Origin of the sequence: Buchnera aphidicola str. G002 (Myzus persicae), assembly GCF_000521565.1 — a bacterium.
GTDB lineage: Bacteria > Pseudomonadota > Gammaproteobacteria > Enterobacterales > Enterobacteriaceae > Buchnera > Buchnera aphidicola_C.
Genome location: NZ_CP002701.1, coordinates 207,444 through 221,888 on the forward strand (window position 1 = coordinate 207,444; position 14,445 = coordinate 221,888).

The window sequence follows — 14,445 nt, forward strand, 5'->3', positions numbered from 1 at the left end:
TTTTAATATTTTTTTAGAGAGGAAAATATGATCTGTCCTCTCTAATCTAATATTTTCTATTTTACTAAAAATTCTTTTAACTTATTAAAATCAGGATTAATATTGTAAGACAATAATGGTAAATTCATTCTCACGCTTAATTCTTCTGGTAATTGAATATTATTTTTTAATATTTTTTCTACAGTTTTTTTGAATTTAGCCGGATGTGCTGTACCTAAAAATAGGCCAAATTCGTCTGGTGCCAATTGATCTTTTAACAACCTATATGCTATTGCCGCATGGGGTTCAGAAACATAGCCTAATTCAAATAATTCTTTAAGTGTTTCTTCAGTTATATCATCTGATACACTACCAAATCTTAGTTCTTTTAAATTCCATTTATTTCGATTGAATAATTCTTCAATTCTAGTCCAATTATTTGGTTGACTAATATCCATAGCATTTGAGATAGTTGATACAGTTTTTTTTGGATGCCATATTCCGTTTTTAAGAAATCGAGGAACTGTATCGTTAGCATTAGTACAAGCTATAAATGATTTAATTGGTAATCCAATAGATTTAGCTAATAATCCTGCAGTTAAATTACCAAAATTACCACATGGAACAGATATTACTAATTTTTTTCTTTCTTGTTCAGAAATTAAAGAAAAAGCTTCAAAATAATAACATATTTGTGCTAGTAACCTACTAATATTAATGGAATTAGCTGAATTTAATCCAATTGATTCTTTTAGTTTTTTATCATTAAAAGCTTCTTTTACGAGTTTTTGACAATCGTCAAAACTACCATTAATAGATATTGTTTTTATGTTTTTACCTAGAGTACAAAATAATTTTTCTTGTAATTCACTAATTTTTCCTTTTGGATACAAAATAATTACTCGAACATTTTTCATTCCGTAAAAAGCATGTGCTACTGCTGCACCAGTATCACCGGATGTTGCAGTTAAAATAGTAACACATTGATTTTTTGTATTAAGTGAGAATATCATTTGAGCCATAAACCGTGCTCCAAAATCTTTAAAAGCTAATGTTGGACCATGGAAAAGTTCAAAACAACTTATATTTTTTTTAATTTTTACTTTTAATGGATGTTTAAATGAAAATGCTTTTTTTACATGTTTATATAATTTTTCTTTAGATATTTCATTATAAATAAATTTAGATAGAATTTCAGTACTGCGAGTAATAAAATCCATTTCTAAGATTTCTGATAATTGAATAGGTGTAATAATTGGTAATTCTACAGGAAAAAAAAGACCTTGTTGCTGTCCTAAACCTAATTTTACAGCTGTTGCAAAATCTACTTGCTCACTATGATTTTTTAAATTATAAAGTTTCATTTTTTATCCTATTTTACGTACACCTTGTGTATCTAAAAAACAAATATGAACAAATCCCTTTTTGTTTTGTAAATAATTATTTTTTAACCATAAAGCTATTTTTTCAGCTATTTTTATGTTATCAGAAACAGCAAAAATAGCTGGTCCTGAACCAGATATTCCAAAACTGATAGCTCCTATTTTTTTTATTTTTTCTTTAGCTTTTAAAAAATTAGGTAATAATTTAATACGATATGGTTCTGCTATGAAATCTTTCATTAATCGTGCTGCTAAATAAGGTTGTTCAGTATATGACGCATGAATAAAACCAGATAAATAACGGTTATTTTTAATACATATTTCTCTGTCATATTTTTTTGGTAGTATATCTCTTGCTTCTGATGTAGAAATGTTTATTCCAGGCCAGGATACGATCCAATACCAATTTTTAAAGTGTGGAATATTTTGGCTTATTATTTCAGAATCTTCTAATATTAGTTGTAAGCCTCCTAGAAATGATGGAGCAACATTATCATAGTGTGTACTACCTGATATTTCTCCTTCTACTTCTCCCATAAGTAATAATAATTCTTTTGTATTTAAAGGTTTTTGACAAAATTCATTCATTGCGAATAAAGTTGCTACTACCGAACAAGCACTCGAACCTAGTCCTGAACCAATAGGCATATTTTTTTCAAGAATGATAGAAACCGGAACATTTTTTTTTATAATTTTGCAAAACTTAAACCAGCACTTCCAAACAATATTTTGTTCAATTTTTGTAGGTAATTCCTTAAAAAAAATACCCTTATTAACTAATGTAAATTCAGTAGATGATTTTACTGTAACAAAATCACCTAAAAAAGTATTGTTAATCGGTGTAATTGCTGCTCCTAAAATATCAAATCCCACTCCAACATTACCAATAGAAGCTGGTGCATAAATTTTAATCATTACTATATATGCTCCTGATGTTTATGATAGTGTACGTAGTAAGTCGGAAAATACTCCAGATGCTGTCACTTTATTACCAGCACCATAACCTCTTAGTACCAGAGGAATTGGTTGATAATAATTAGTATAAAATGCTAATGCGTTTTCACCATTTTTAACTTTATATAACGGATCATGAATGTTAATTGCTTCAATTTTTACATAACATTTTCCATTTTTTTCTATAGTCCCAACGAATCGTAATATATTTCCTTGATTGCGGGCTTCATTAATACGTTTTAAAAAACATGAATCTAATTCTTTTAATTTTAGTAAAAATTGATCAATATCTTTATACTTTGGAAATGTTATTGGTACTATGGGTTCAATAATGATATCTTTTAATTCTATTTTATACCCAGCTTCACGTGCTAAAATAAGCAATTTTCTAGCAACGTCTATACCTGATAAATCATCAGAGGGATTTGGTTCAGTAAAACCTAATTCTTTTGCTTCTTTAGTAGCTTGTGACAATAAGACGCCTTCTTCTAGCCTTCCAAAAATAAAAGATAAAGAACCAGATAATATACCTTTAAATCGAACAAGACGATCGCCTGTTTTAAATAAATTTTGAAGTGTTTCTATTACTGGTAAACCAGCGCCAACATTAGTTTCATATAAAAATTTTTTATTTGTCTTATTAACAGCATGTCTAATTTCTTCATAGTACGTCCATTGACTAGTATTAGCTTTTTTATTTGAAGTTACTACATGAAAATTATAATAAAGGAAATTGACGTATTGTTCAGATAAAAATTGATCAGATGTACAATCAATAATAACTGAATTTGGAAAATAATTTTTTTTAATAAAATCGTTTAAAACTTCTAAATTAAATTTTTGAGTTGATTTTTTAAAGTCATTTTTCCAATTTGATAAATTAATTGCATGATCTGATAATAATATTTTTTTGGAATTAGCAATAGCTAATACTTTAATTGATATATTGTTTTCATTTAAATATTGTGTTTGTTGTAATATTTGTTCTAGTAGTGTATTACCGATTCCACCTATTCCAATTAGATAAACATAAATAATTTTTTTATTAAAAAACAATGCATTATGAACATTTTGCACTGCTTTTAAAATATATTTTTTTTGAATAATCATCGAGATAGAATGTTTTGAAGAACCTTGTGCAATTGCTAAAATATTGATTTTTGCACTACCTAAAGCGGTACATATTTTAGCAGAGATATTATTTTTCTTAGAAATATTAGAACCTACAACTGAAAGAATAGATAGATCATTTGTAATTTTAAAAGATTTTAATAATCTATCTTTTAATTCTAACTGAAATTCTTTATTCAATGAAGATAGTATCGTATCTACTTGATTACTTAAAATACAAAAACTAATTTTATTTTCTGATGATGATTGAGTAATAAGTATTATTTTAACATTATTTCTTGATATAGTAGTAAATATACGAGGAATAATATTACCTACATTTTTTATAGAAAAACCAGATATATTAAACATGGTAATATTATCAAGATAAGTTACACCTTTTAGAAATTTTTTTTCAGACTCATTTTTTTGACAAATTAATGTACCACTAGATTGAATGTTAGTAGTATTTTTAATAAAACATGGAATTTTGAATTGAGAAAGAGGTTCTATAGTGCGAGGGTGTAATACTTTCGCTCCAAAATAAGAGAGCTCCATTGCTTCTTCATATGATAGAGATTTTAACAAATGTGCATTTGAAACTATTCTGGGATCACAAGTAAAGACTCCATCAACATCAGTCCAAATTTCACAGCAATTTGCATTTAAACAAGCAGCTAAAATTGCAGCAGAATAATCTGAACCATTACGACCTAATACTACTAATTCTTTTTTTTGATTACCAGCAATAAAGCCAGGCATTAAAATAATATTATTTTTTTCTATGCTTATTTTATTAATACGTTTTTTGGATTCATCTATATCAACAGTAGAATCTAAATAATTACCTATAGATAGAAAAATTGCAACAGGGTTAAGAATTTTAATACTATGTTTTCTCGATTCTAATATACTTTGCATTATCAAAACTGAAAGTATTTCTCCTCTAGAAATAATAATTGCTCGGATACTATCTGGACACTGTTTTAATAATATTACTCCTTGTAATATATTCTTTAATTTATCCAATTCTTGTTTTATTTTTTTTTCTATTTTTTGATAGTTGAAATTAGGTTCCAGTTCTAGAAGATTATTTATTAATTCAATAAATATATGTTCTACAATATTTATTGTATCTAATATTTTGTGATTAATTTTTTTTTCTATAATTGTAACTAGATAATTAGTTATATTAGCTGGAGCTGAAAGTACAACTGCAATTTGTTCAAATTTAATTTTTTCTTCTATAATATTAGATACGCATAAAAACTTTTCTGCATTAGCTAGCGAAGTACCGCCAAATTTTAATAATTGCATATTTTATAATTCCTTAGATTTATCTCATAAAAAACCCGCCTTAAGTATGAGCGGGTTTTTTTAAATATATGATCCTGGCCCACATCATGACTAGTTATAATAATTAGAATAGTTATTCTAGTGAAGAGGCTATAAATAGACATTAATATTTTTTATGAATATGTAAAGTAAGTTAATTTATTAGGTAATATTTTTTATGTTTCGTTTTATATTATTTGTTAAAAATATTCATGTTTAATTGAAATTACTATAAAGTATTAATATTATTATAAATCAAATATACCTATATTATGCTTAAAAAATTTTTTATGTATTATATAAAAAAATTTTATTTTTTTTTTATAAAATTAATATAATATTTTATTTTAGATATAAAATATAACATAAATTAAACTTTGACATCGATAGAATATATATTTTTATTATTGTTTTAAGAGTTAAAATAATTAGTTATTAGTAGTTTTTTCATTTAATTAATTTTTATAACATAATGATCATTATTAGTGCAATAATAAAAAAAATAAATATTTTATTTTTTATTGAATATTAATAATTTAATTATTATATACACTATGCTTTTTAAGTAAATATCAGTATATTCTTTTAAATTTTAATATAATTTAATTCACATCAAACATTTAGTTAATATTATGAATCATATTATTAAAGTTATTATTTCTGAAAAAGAACTCGACATACGTGTTCGAGAATTAGGTCAAGAAATTACTAAAAAATATCGAAAAAGCAAAAATAAAATGATATTAATTGCTTTATTACGTGGTTCTTTTGTATTCATAGCAGATTTATGTCGTAGTATTCAAGTTAAGCATGAAGTAGATTTTATGACTACTTCTAGTTATGGGCGTGGTATAGTATCCAGTGGAGATGTAAAAATTATAAAAGATTTAGATGAAGATATTTATAATAAAAATGTTTTAATTGTAGAAGATATTATCGATTCAGGAAAAACTTTAAGTAAGGTATTAGATATACTAAAACTTAGAAATCCAAAATCTTTATCTATTTGCACTCTTTTAGATAAACCAGAATGTCGAGAAGTTAATATTAGTATTGATTTTATAGGTTTTTCTATTCCAGATGATTTTATTGTCGGTTATGGTATTGATTATGCTCAGTCTTATCGTTATTTACCATATATAGGAAAAGTAATTTTTAAAAAATAAAATTTTTTTTAGTCAATAAAAATTTTTTTATTATCAATTAAACGAGTTTGACCTAACCATACAGATGCTAAAATAATCATTTTTTTCTTTTTTTTAAATAGAACATCTAATGTTTGATAATCGTATATATTAAATATATCAATAGAAAAACCTTTTTTAAATAATAATGTTCTAGATGAGTTGATAATATTTATTATAATATCAGAATCTTCTTTTATCACTTGTTTAGCAGTTTTTTTGATTATTGAATATAAGTAAGGAGCTGTTTTTATTTCTTGAGAATTTAAATTGTTATTTCTAGAGCTGAGAGCAAGTCCATTTTTTGATCGTATTGTTGGTAAGCTTATAATTTTTATCATATAATTTAATTCTTTTACTAGTTTTTTTATGATTAATAATTGTTGATAATCTTTTTCTCCAAAAAAAGAAAAATTTGGTTGTATAACATTAAATAATTTAGCAATCACTGTTGTTACACCTTGAAAATGACCTGGTCTTGCTTTGCCTTCTACAATATTAGATAATTTTGGTACTGTGATAAATGTTTGATTCTCTATTCCAGAAGGATATATTTCATTTATAGTAGGAAAAAACAGTATATCTACTTTGTTATTTTTTAAGATCATACAATCTTGGTCAAAGCTTCTAGGATATTTTTCTAAGTCTAATAAGTTATTGAATTGCATTGGATTGATAAAAATACTTACGATAACAATATCTGAATATTTTTTTGCTAATAAAATTAGTTTTATATGACCATCATGTAAGTTGCCCATTGTAGGAATTAATCCTATTTTTTTATTTATTTTTTTTAGAAATTTTATTTCTGCATGTAATGTTTTTAAATTTTTAATGATATTCATTGTAGCTCCATATTTTTTAAAAGCTATATTTTGGATTAGGATAAACACCTTCTTTTACTTCATTAATATATTTTTTAATCGCTTCTTGAATGCTACTACTGCCAGTAAGAAAATTTTTTACAAATTTAGGAGTTTTGCCTTCAGTAATGCCTAATAGATCTTGCATGACAAGAATTTGTCCATCAGTATTTTTTCCTGCTCCTATTCCAATAACTGGAATAGATAAATTATTAGTTATTTTTTGTGCTAATATTGAAGGAATACATTCTACTACTAGCATTTTAATACCTGCCTCTTCTAATAAGAAAGCTTCATCTATTAATCTATTTTCATCTTTTTTTTCTTTTCCTTGAACTTTATATCCGCTTAAATAATTAAATGATTGTGGTGTTAAACCTATATGACCACATACTAATATTGATCTATCACATAATTCTTTGATAATTTTTTTTAACCATTTTCCACCTTCTATTTTGATCATATTTGCACCAGACTGTATGATTTTAGCTGTGTTTTTAAGAGCTTGTTTAGTTTCACAATAAGACATAAAAGGTAGATCAGATAATAAAAAACTATGAGGAGCTCCTTTCCGAACTGCTCTTGTATGATATTCTATATCTTTAATTTTTACTGGCAGTGTAGAACTGTGACCTTGTATAGTCATTCCGAGAGAATCACCTATTAACATTACGGGAATACCTTGATTAGAAAATAATCTCGCAAAACTAAAATCATAAGCAGTAACAGCTGCAAATTTATTCTTTTTTTGTTTCCAATTATTGAGTGTAGAGATTGTCACATATTCCATATATTTTACCTTTTTTAATATAATGTATTAAAAAGAAAGGATATTCGAGATGTTTGAATTAATGAATCGAATACCCTTATCTAACTAAAATTTCACTTGAATTAACTAACCTGTCATTTGTTTTTCTCTAATTTCTGCTAATGTTTTGCAGTCTATACATAGATTTGCAGTAGGTCTAGCTTCTAAACGACGAATACCTATTTCAATACCACAAGAATCACAGTAGCCAAAATCTTTTTCTTTAATTTTTTTTAAAGTACTTTCAATTTTTTTAATTAATTTTCGACTGCGATCTCTATTTCGTAATTCTAAACTGAATTCTTCTTCTTGTGTAGCTCTATCAATAGGATCAGGAAAATTAGTAGCTTTATCTTGTATATAGAGTAGAGTATGTTTTATTTCATCTTGTAATTGATATTTCCATGTCTCAAGAATTTTATGAAAGTGTAAAATTTGATCTTTATTCATATATTCTTCATCTATTTTTTTTTGATAAGGTTGTAAACCTGCAATAGAAAGAACATTTAAAGATGATGTTTTTTTATTTTTTTCTTTTTTCACAGCTCTCTCCGATGTAATATTTTTTTTTAAAAAATTAAATTTTAGTTAACAGTTTTAAATTTTTTTTTAAAAAAATAATTTATATACATTAAATATATAAGATTTATTTAATTGCATTTCTAATCAAATTATTATAATAAATAATTTTAACATAAACTATAATTAAATATATTTTTTATATAATTAAGCTTATTAATGAGACAAAAATCTCTATTTATAAAAATATTTTTTAAAAAATAAGGCAACTATTTATATGATAAAAAATAATATTAAAAGATTTGCATTAGGAGTCGAATATGATGGAAGTTTTTATCATGGATGGCAGAGTCAAAAAACAGTACCTACTATTCAAGAAGAAGTAGAAAAAGCTTTATCTATAATTGCTAATCATAAGATAGATGTAATATGTGCAGGTCGTACTGATGCTGGGGTACATAGTATAGGACAAGTCATTCATTTTAGTACTACAACTATTCGTAAAAAATCATCTTGGATATTAGGAACTAATAGCTATTTATCTAAATACATTTCTATTATATGGATCAAAGAAGTTTCAGAGCATTTTCATGCACGTTATAGCGCTATTACACGTTCTTATCGTTATATAATATATAATTATCCTTTTCGATCTGCTATTTTTCAGGATAAATCAAATCATGTGTATAAAATTTTAAATATTGATAAAATGAATTTTGAAGCTCAATTTTTATTAGGAGAACATGATTTTACATCTTTTCGAGGTCTTAATTGTCAATCACATTCTCCTTTCAGAAAAATCATAAAATTAAATATTTGGCGTCATGAAGCTTGGGTGATAATTGATATTGTAGCTAATTCTTTTTTATATCATATGGTTCGAAATATTGTTGGCACCTTAATTGAAATTGGTCTTTCTAAAAAAAAAAATTTTGGATGAAAGAATTATTACAAAGAAAAAATAGAAGTGATGCAGGATCTACAGCTCCAGCTAAAGGTTTATATTTAGTATTTGTACAATATCCTTTATATTTTAATTTACCAAACTCGTCATGTGATTCTATTTTTTTATGTTAAAAAATATTATATGATTTTTAAAAATATTTACTCGTTTTGTAATATTTTTATTTAATATTTTAGAACATATAATTAACATCATTAAAAAAAGGTTTTTTATGTTTATTGATATAAAAAAAAAAGAAAAATTTTAATAAAAATATTTTTTTTAATATTCAGTTTAATTGTATTTTATGGATTTTATTTATATTACAAAATAGATCAATCTATTAAAGGTAAAGTGTGGAGATTTCCCACATCAATTTATGGACGAATAGTTAATTTAGAGCCAGGTAATTTATATTCTCAGAAAGAAATATTGAGTATTTTAAAAGGAACAATGTATAAAAAAGTAGAAACTGTCATGCTTCCAGGAGAATATAGTGTAAAAGATAATACTATAGATTTTATTAGACGTTCTTTTGATTTTCCGGATATTAAAGAAGGTGAATTTCATACAAGATTATTTTTTAAAAATGATTTTTTAACAGAAATTAAAAATATTGAAAATAATCGTAATTTTAGTTTTTTCCGTTTAGAGCCTAAATTAATTACCATGTTAAAGTCCCCTGAAAAAGAGAAACGTATATTCATTTCTCGTAGTATATATCCAGAAATTTTGGTTAAAACATTATTAGCTATTGAGGATAGATATTTTTATGAGCATGATGGGATTAATATATCTTCTATCGGTCGAGCTTTTTTAGTAAATATTATGGCAGGTCGTGCAATTCAAGGGGGTAGTACCCTAACTCAACAACTAGTAAAAAATCTTTTTTTAACTAATACTCGTTCTATTTTAAGAAAAATAAATGAAATGTATATGGCTTTAATTCTAGACTGTTTTTATTCTAAAGATAAAATTTTAGAATTGTATTTGAATGAAGTTTATTTAGGACAAGATGGTGATGAACAAATTAGGGGATTTCCACTTGCTAGTATTTATTATTTTGGTCGACCAATAGATGAATTAAGTTTAGAACAGTATGCCTTATTAGTAGGAATGGTAAAAGGAGCTTCTTTATATAGTCCTTGGACTAATCCTATTTCTGCATTGAAAAGAAGAAATTTAGTTTTATTTTCATTATATAATCAAAAATACATTACAAAAAAAATATATGAAAATTTATCTAAACGAGCTTTAAATGTTCAACTTAAAGGTAATATTATTTCACCTTATCCTTCTTTTGTGCAATTAGTACATGCTGAATTAAAAAAAAAAATTAAAACCAAAATTGAAAATATTTCAGGTATAAAGATATTTACAACTTTAGATTCTATATCACAAAACGCAGTAGAAAAAGCTGTTAAAATAGAAATTCCAAAATTAAAAAAAGAAAAAAAATTAAAAGATTTAGAAGTTGCTATGATAGTTTTAGATCGATTTACTGGAGAAATTCAAGCTCTTATTGGAAGTGCTTCACCTAAATTTGATGGGTATAATCGTGCTTTAAAAGCGAGGCGCTCTATAGGCTCATTGTCTAAACCTATAACATATTTGACTGCTTTATCAGAACCAAATAAATATCATTTAAATACTTGGATTTCTGATACACCTATTTCAATTAAATTAGATAATGGTGAATATTGGATACCGAAAAATAATAATTATCATTTTAGTGGAAAAGTAATGTTATTAGATGCGTTAATTCATTCGATTAATATACCAACAGTTAATTTAAGCTTAGATTTAGGTTTTAAAAAACTAGTTAATACTTGGTTACATCTAGGAGTTTCTAAAAATCAACTTACTCCTTTTCCATCTATATCATTAGGGGCTATTAATTTAACACCGATTGAAATTGCACAAGTTTTTCAAATTATTGGAAGTGGTGGTTATAAGTCATTATTATCCTCTGTTAGATCTGTTGTATCTGATGATGGTAAAATATTATATCAAACATTACCTCAATCAAAACATATAGTTTCTTCTGAAGCTTCTTATTTAATATTATATGCTATGCAACAAGTAGTTCAAAATGGAACAGCAAAATCATTAGGAAAAAATTTTTCGAGATTCTCTTTGGCGGGTAAAACTGGTACTACAAATAATTTAGTAGATAATTGGTTTGTAGGTATTGATGGGAAAAAAATTGTTATTACTTGGATAGGTCGAGACAATAATAAAACAACGAAATTATATAGTTCTTCTGGTGCCATGAAAATTTATAAAAAGTATCTTGAATATGAGCATCCGATACCATTGATACTAAAACGTCCAAAAAATATAAATATATTTTATATTAATAAAATAGGACAATTATTTTGTGAAAAAAATAATGAGCATAAAAGAGTTCTACCAATATGGTCTATACATAATAAAAAAATTTGTGATTATAAAAAAGAATTAGAATATCGTGAATTAAAAACTAAAAAAAATTTTTTATTTTGGTTCAGAGATTTATTTTCATAAGAAAATATTTGAATATATGTTAGATATTTTTACAGAATAATTCTACCACAAAAATTGTATTTTTTATTCTAAAATTATTTAAAAAAATAAATATTTTTTAATAAAATACATATTCAGTTTAAATATTTAAACAATTTAGTACAAACAATAAAAATTTTTTGACTTTTAGTTAATTTAAAAAATTTAAATATGAGAATTATAGTATGTTAATTAAATTTTTGACTAAAATATTTGGTAATCGTAATAATCGTATTTTAAAAAAATTAAAAAAAATAGTATGTTCTATTAATCAACTTGAAAAAAAATTTGAAAAATTATCAGATAGAAAATTACAAGAGCATACAAAAATATTTCGTTTACGTTTAAGAAATGGAGAAACATTAGATGATTTATTACCAGAAGCTTTTGCTACAGTTAGAGAAGCTAGTAAACGTATCTTTAGTATGAGACATTTTGATGTACAAATATTAGGAGGAATAGTTTTAAATAAACAGTGTATCGCAGAAATGCGAACAGGTGAAGGAAAAACTTTAACATCTACTTTACCAGCTTATTTAAATGCATTAAGTGGAAAGGGTGTACACGTGGTTACTATGAATGATTATTTAGCTCGTAGAGATGCAGAAAAAAACACTCCATTATTTGAATTTCTTGATTTAACGGTTGGTTTAAACTTATCTGAAATGTCTTTTTTTTCTAAACGAAAAGCTTATTTGTCCGATATTACTTATGGTACAAATAATGAATACGGATTTGATTATTTACGTGATAATATGATTTTTTCTCCAGAAGAACGAGTTCAAAGAGAATTAAATTATGCATTAGTAGATGAAGTAGATTCAATTTTAATCGATGAAGCTCGAACACCTTTAATTATTTCAGGACCATCAGAAAATAGTTCAGAATTATACAAAGAAATTAATATGATTGTGCCTTTTTTAATTTCTCAAAAAAAAGAAGATTCAGAAGATTTTAAAGGCACTGGTCATTTTTTTATTGATGAAAAATCAAAACAAATATATTTAACAGAAAGAGGATTAATTGAAGTTGAAAAAATATTATTTGAAAAAAAATTGATGAATATAGGAGAATCCTTATATTCTTCAAACAATATAATATTAATGCATCATGTTCTGTCTGCACTGCGTGCTCATAAATTATTTGTGCGAGACGTCGATTATCTTATAAAAGATAATACAATCGTTATTGTAGATGAACATACTGGACGCACTATGCCAGGACGAAGATGGTCAGATGGATTACATCAAGCAATAGAAGCTAAAGAAAATGTTCCAATAAAAAATGAAAATCAAACATTAGCATCTATTACGTTTCAAAATTATTTCCGTTTATATAAAAAAATAGCTGGTATGACTGGAACTGCTGCAACTGAAGCTTTTGAATTTAGTTCGATTTATAATCTTGACACTATTGTAATACCCACAAATAAACCAATGATACGTAAAGATATGTCTGATTTAGTATATATTACTGAAAAAGAAAAGATTAATGCTATTATAAAAGATATAGAAAAATGTATTAAATTAAATCAGCCTGTATTAGTAGGAACAGTTTCTATTGAAAAATCAGAGATTATTTCTAAAAAATTAATGAAATTAAATATTAATCACAGCGTCTTAAACGCTAAATTTCATGCTAAAGAAGCTGAAATCATAGCTCAAGCAGGAAAGCCTAGATCGATTACAATTGCTACAAATATGGCAGGTCGTGGAACAGATATAGTTCTTGGTGGTAATTTAGAAGTAGAGTTAAAAAAACATTCAAAAATGACTGCAGAAGATATTGCAAAAATCAAAAATAATTGGCAAAAAGAACATGATTTAGTTGTTTCTGTAGGTGGCTTGCATATCATAGGTACTGAACGTCATGAATCACGTCGTATTGATAATCAGTTAATAGGGCGTGCTGGTCGTCAGGGGGATAGTGGTTCTTCACGTTTTTATTTATCAATGGAAGATTCATTAATGAGAATTTTTGCGTCTGAAAAGATTATTAATATGATGCGTAAACTAGGACTATCTTTTAATGAAGCTATTGAACATCCTTGGGTCACAAAAGCGATAGAAAATGCTCAAAAAAAAGTAGAAAATCAAAATTTTGAAATTAGAAAACAATTATTAGAATATGATGATATTGTTAATGAACAGCGTCGTACAATTTATTTTCAACGAAATAAGTTAATTGATGAAAAAGATATCAAAATCATCATTCATGATATTTTTAAAGATGTATTAGCTAAAGTTTTTATGTCTTATATATCTAAAAATACTATTAGAGATAAATTAAAAATTATTGCTTTAGAAAAAAAGTTAAATACTGATTTTGATTTAATTGTTCCAGTGTCTGATTGGTTAAATATTAAACCTGTTTTACACCATGAAGAATTAATTAAAAAAATTATTAATTTATCACAAATTAATTATCAAAAAAAAGAAGATTTAATTGGTAAAGATAATATGAGAAAAATAGAAAAATCTATTATGTTACAAACATTAGATTCTCTTTGGAAAGATCATTTATCAGCTATAGATTATTTAAGGCAAGGTATTCATTTACGTGGTTACGCACAAAAAGATCCTAAACAAGAGTATAAACGAGAATCTTTTAATATGTTTTCTAACATGTTAGAAGTATTAAAATATGAAGTCGTATCATTTCTTAGTAAAATCAATCTATCTTATTCAAAAAAATATATAGATTTAAATCAAAGGTTAATAATGAGTCCTAATAATAAAATTAGTCGTAATTCGTCTTGTATATGTGGTTCGGGTAAAAAATACAAACATTGTCATGGTAGTTTATAGAAATATTTTATTGAGAA

Annotated in this window: 9 protein-coding genes and 1 pseudogene; 4 read left to right on the forward strand and 6 right to left on the reverse strand. The window is 25.2% G+C overall.

Going from position 1 to position 14,445, the window contains the following annotated elements:
* Nucleotides 1-56: 56 nt before the first annotated feature.
* The 3 genes from thrC to thrA are packed head-to-tail and all read right to left on the reverse strand — an operon-like array spanning nt 57 to nt 4,742.
* Entirely contained in the window at nt 57-1,343 is a 1,287-nt protein-coding gene (thrC, locus tag BUMPG002_RS00970; protein WP_025404219.1) for a threonine synthase, read from the reverse strand.
* Nucleotides 1,344-1,346: 3 nt separating this feature from the next.
* Nucleotides 1,347-2,276, reverse strand: a complete 930-nt coding sequence (gene thrB, locus BUMPG002_RS00975; protein WP_025368838.1) for a homoserine kinase — start codon at nt 2,274-2,276, stop codon at nt 1,347-1,349.
* 21 nt (nt 2,277-2,297) lie between these two features.
* Entirely contained in the window at nt 2,298-4,742 is a 2,445-nt protein-coding gene (thrA, locus tag BUMPG002_RS00980) for a bifunctional aspartate kinase/homoserine dehydrogenase I (RefSeq protein ID WP_025368839.1), read from the reverse strand.
* Between the two features lie 650 nt (nt 4,743-5,392).
* Here thrA and hpt point away from each other — a divergent pair.
* Nucleotides 5,393-5,926, forward strand: a complete 534-nt coding sequence (gene hpt, locus BUMPG002_RS00985; protein ID WP_025368840.1) for a hypoxanthine phosphoribosyltransferase — start codon at nt 5,393-5,395, stop codon at nt 5,924-5,926.
* Nucleotides 5,927-5,934: 8 nt separating this feature from the next.
* Here hpt and panC read toward each other — a convergent pair whose 3' ends face one another.
* The 3 genes from panC to dksA all read right to left on the reverse strand — a co-directional run bounded on the left by panC (nt 5,935) and on the right by dksA (nt 8,158).
* Nucleotides 5,935-6,789, reverse strand: coding sequence for a pantoate--beta-alanine ligase (panC, locus tag BUMPG002_RS00990; protein ID WP_025368841.1), 855 nt, complete (start codon nt 6,787-6,789; stop codon nt 5,935-5,937).
* A gap of 16 nt (nt 6,790-6,805) precedes the next feature.
* Nucleotides 6,806-7,597, reverse strand: coding sequence for a 3-methyl-2-oxobutanoate hydroxymethyltransferase (gene panB / locus BUMPG002_RS00995; protein ID WP_025368842.1), 792 nt, complete (start codon nt 7,595-7,597; stop codon nt 6,806-6,808).
* 105 nt (nt 7,598-7,702) lie between these two features.
* Nucleotides 7,703-8,158: an RNA polymerase-binding protein DksA gene (dksA, locus tag BUMPG002_RS01000; protein WP_025368843.1), complete on the reverse strand. Its 456-nt coding sequence runs from the start codon at nt 8,156-8,158 to the stop codon at nt 7,703-7,705.
* 253 nt (nt 8,159-8,411) lie between these two features.
* On the opposite strand from dksA, the pseudogene truA reads away from it, so the two are divergent.
* The 3 genes and pseudogenes from truA to secA all read left to right on the forward strand — a co-directional run bounded on the left by truA (nt 8,412) and on the right by secA (nt 14,428).
* A pseudogene (truA, locus tag BUMPG002_RS01005) lies at nt 8,412-9,211 on the forward strand (tRNA pseudouridine(38-40) synthase TruA).
* Nucleotides 9,212-9,344: 133 nt separating this feature from the next.
* The gene (gene mrcB, locus BUMPG002_RS01010; protein ID WP_268744734.1) at nt 9,345-11,603 is read left to right on the forward strand and encodes a penicillin-binding protein 1B; all 2,259 of its coding nucleotides are present in this window, start codon (nt 9,345-9,347) and stop codon (nt 11,601-11,603) included.
* Between the two features lie 203 nt (nt 11,604-11,806).
* A complete protein-coding gene (secA, locus tag BUMPG002_RS01015; RefSeq protein ID WP_025404220.1) occupies nt 11,807-14,428 on the forward strand; it encodes a preprotein translocase subunit SecA in 2,622 nt (873 codons plus the stop codon).
* The last annotated feature ends 17 nt before the right edge of the window (nt 14,429-14,445 follow it).

Bases quoted from the DNA above. Each gene is read 5' to 3' on its own strand.
- panC (WP_025368841.1), bottom strand. From the start codon at position 6,789: ATGAATATCATTAAAAATTTAAAAACATTACATGCAGAAATAAAATTT.
- thrC (WP_025404219.1), bottom strand. From the start codon at position 1,343: ATGAAACTTTATAATTTAAAAAATCATAGTGAGCAAGTAGATTTTGCA.
- thrB (WP_025368838.1), bottom strand. From the start codon at position 2,276: ATGATTAAAATTTATGCACCAGCTTCTATTGGTAATGTTGGAGTGGGA.
- panB (WP_025368842.1), bottom strand. From the start codon at position 7,597: ATGGAATATGTGACAATCTCTACACTCAATAATTGGAAACAAAAAAAG.
- thrA (WP_025368839.1), bottom strand. From the start codon at position 4,742: ATGCAATTATTAAAATTTGGCGGTACTTCGCTAGCTAATGCAGAAAAG.
- secA (WP_025404220.1), top strand. From the start codon at position 11,807: ATGTTAATTAAATTTTTGACTAAAATATTTGGTAATCGTAATAATCGT.
- hpt (WP_025368840.1), top strand. From the start codon at position 5,393: ATGAATCATATTATTAAAGTTATTATTTCTGAAAAAGAACTCGACATA.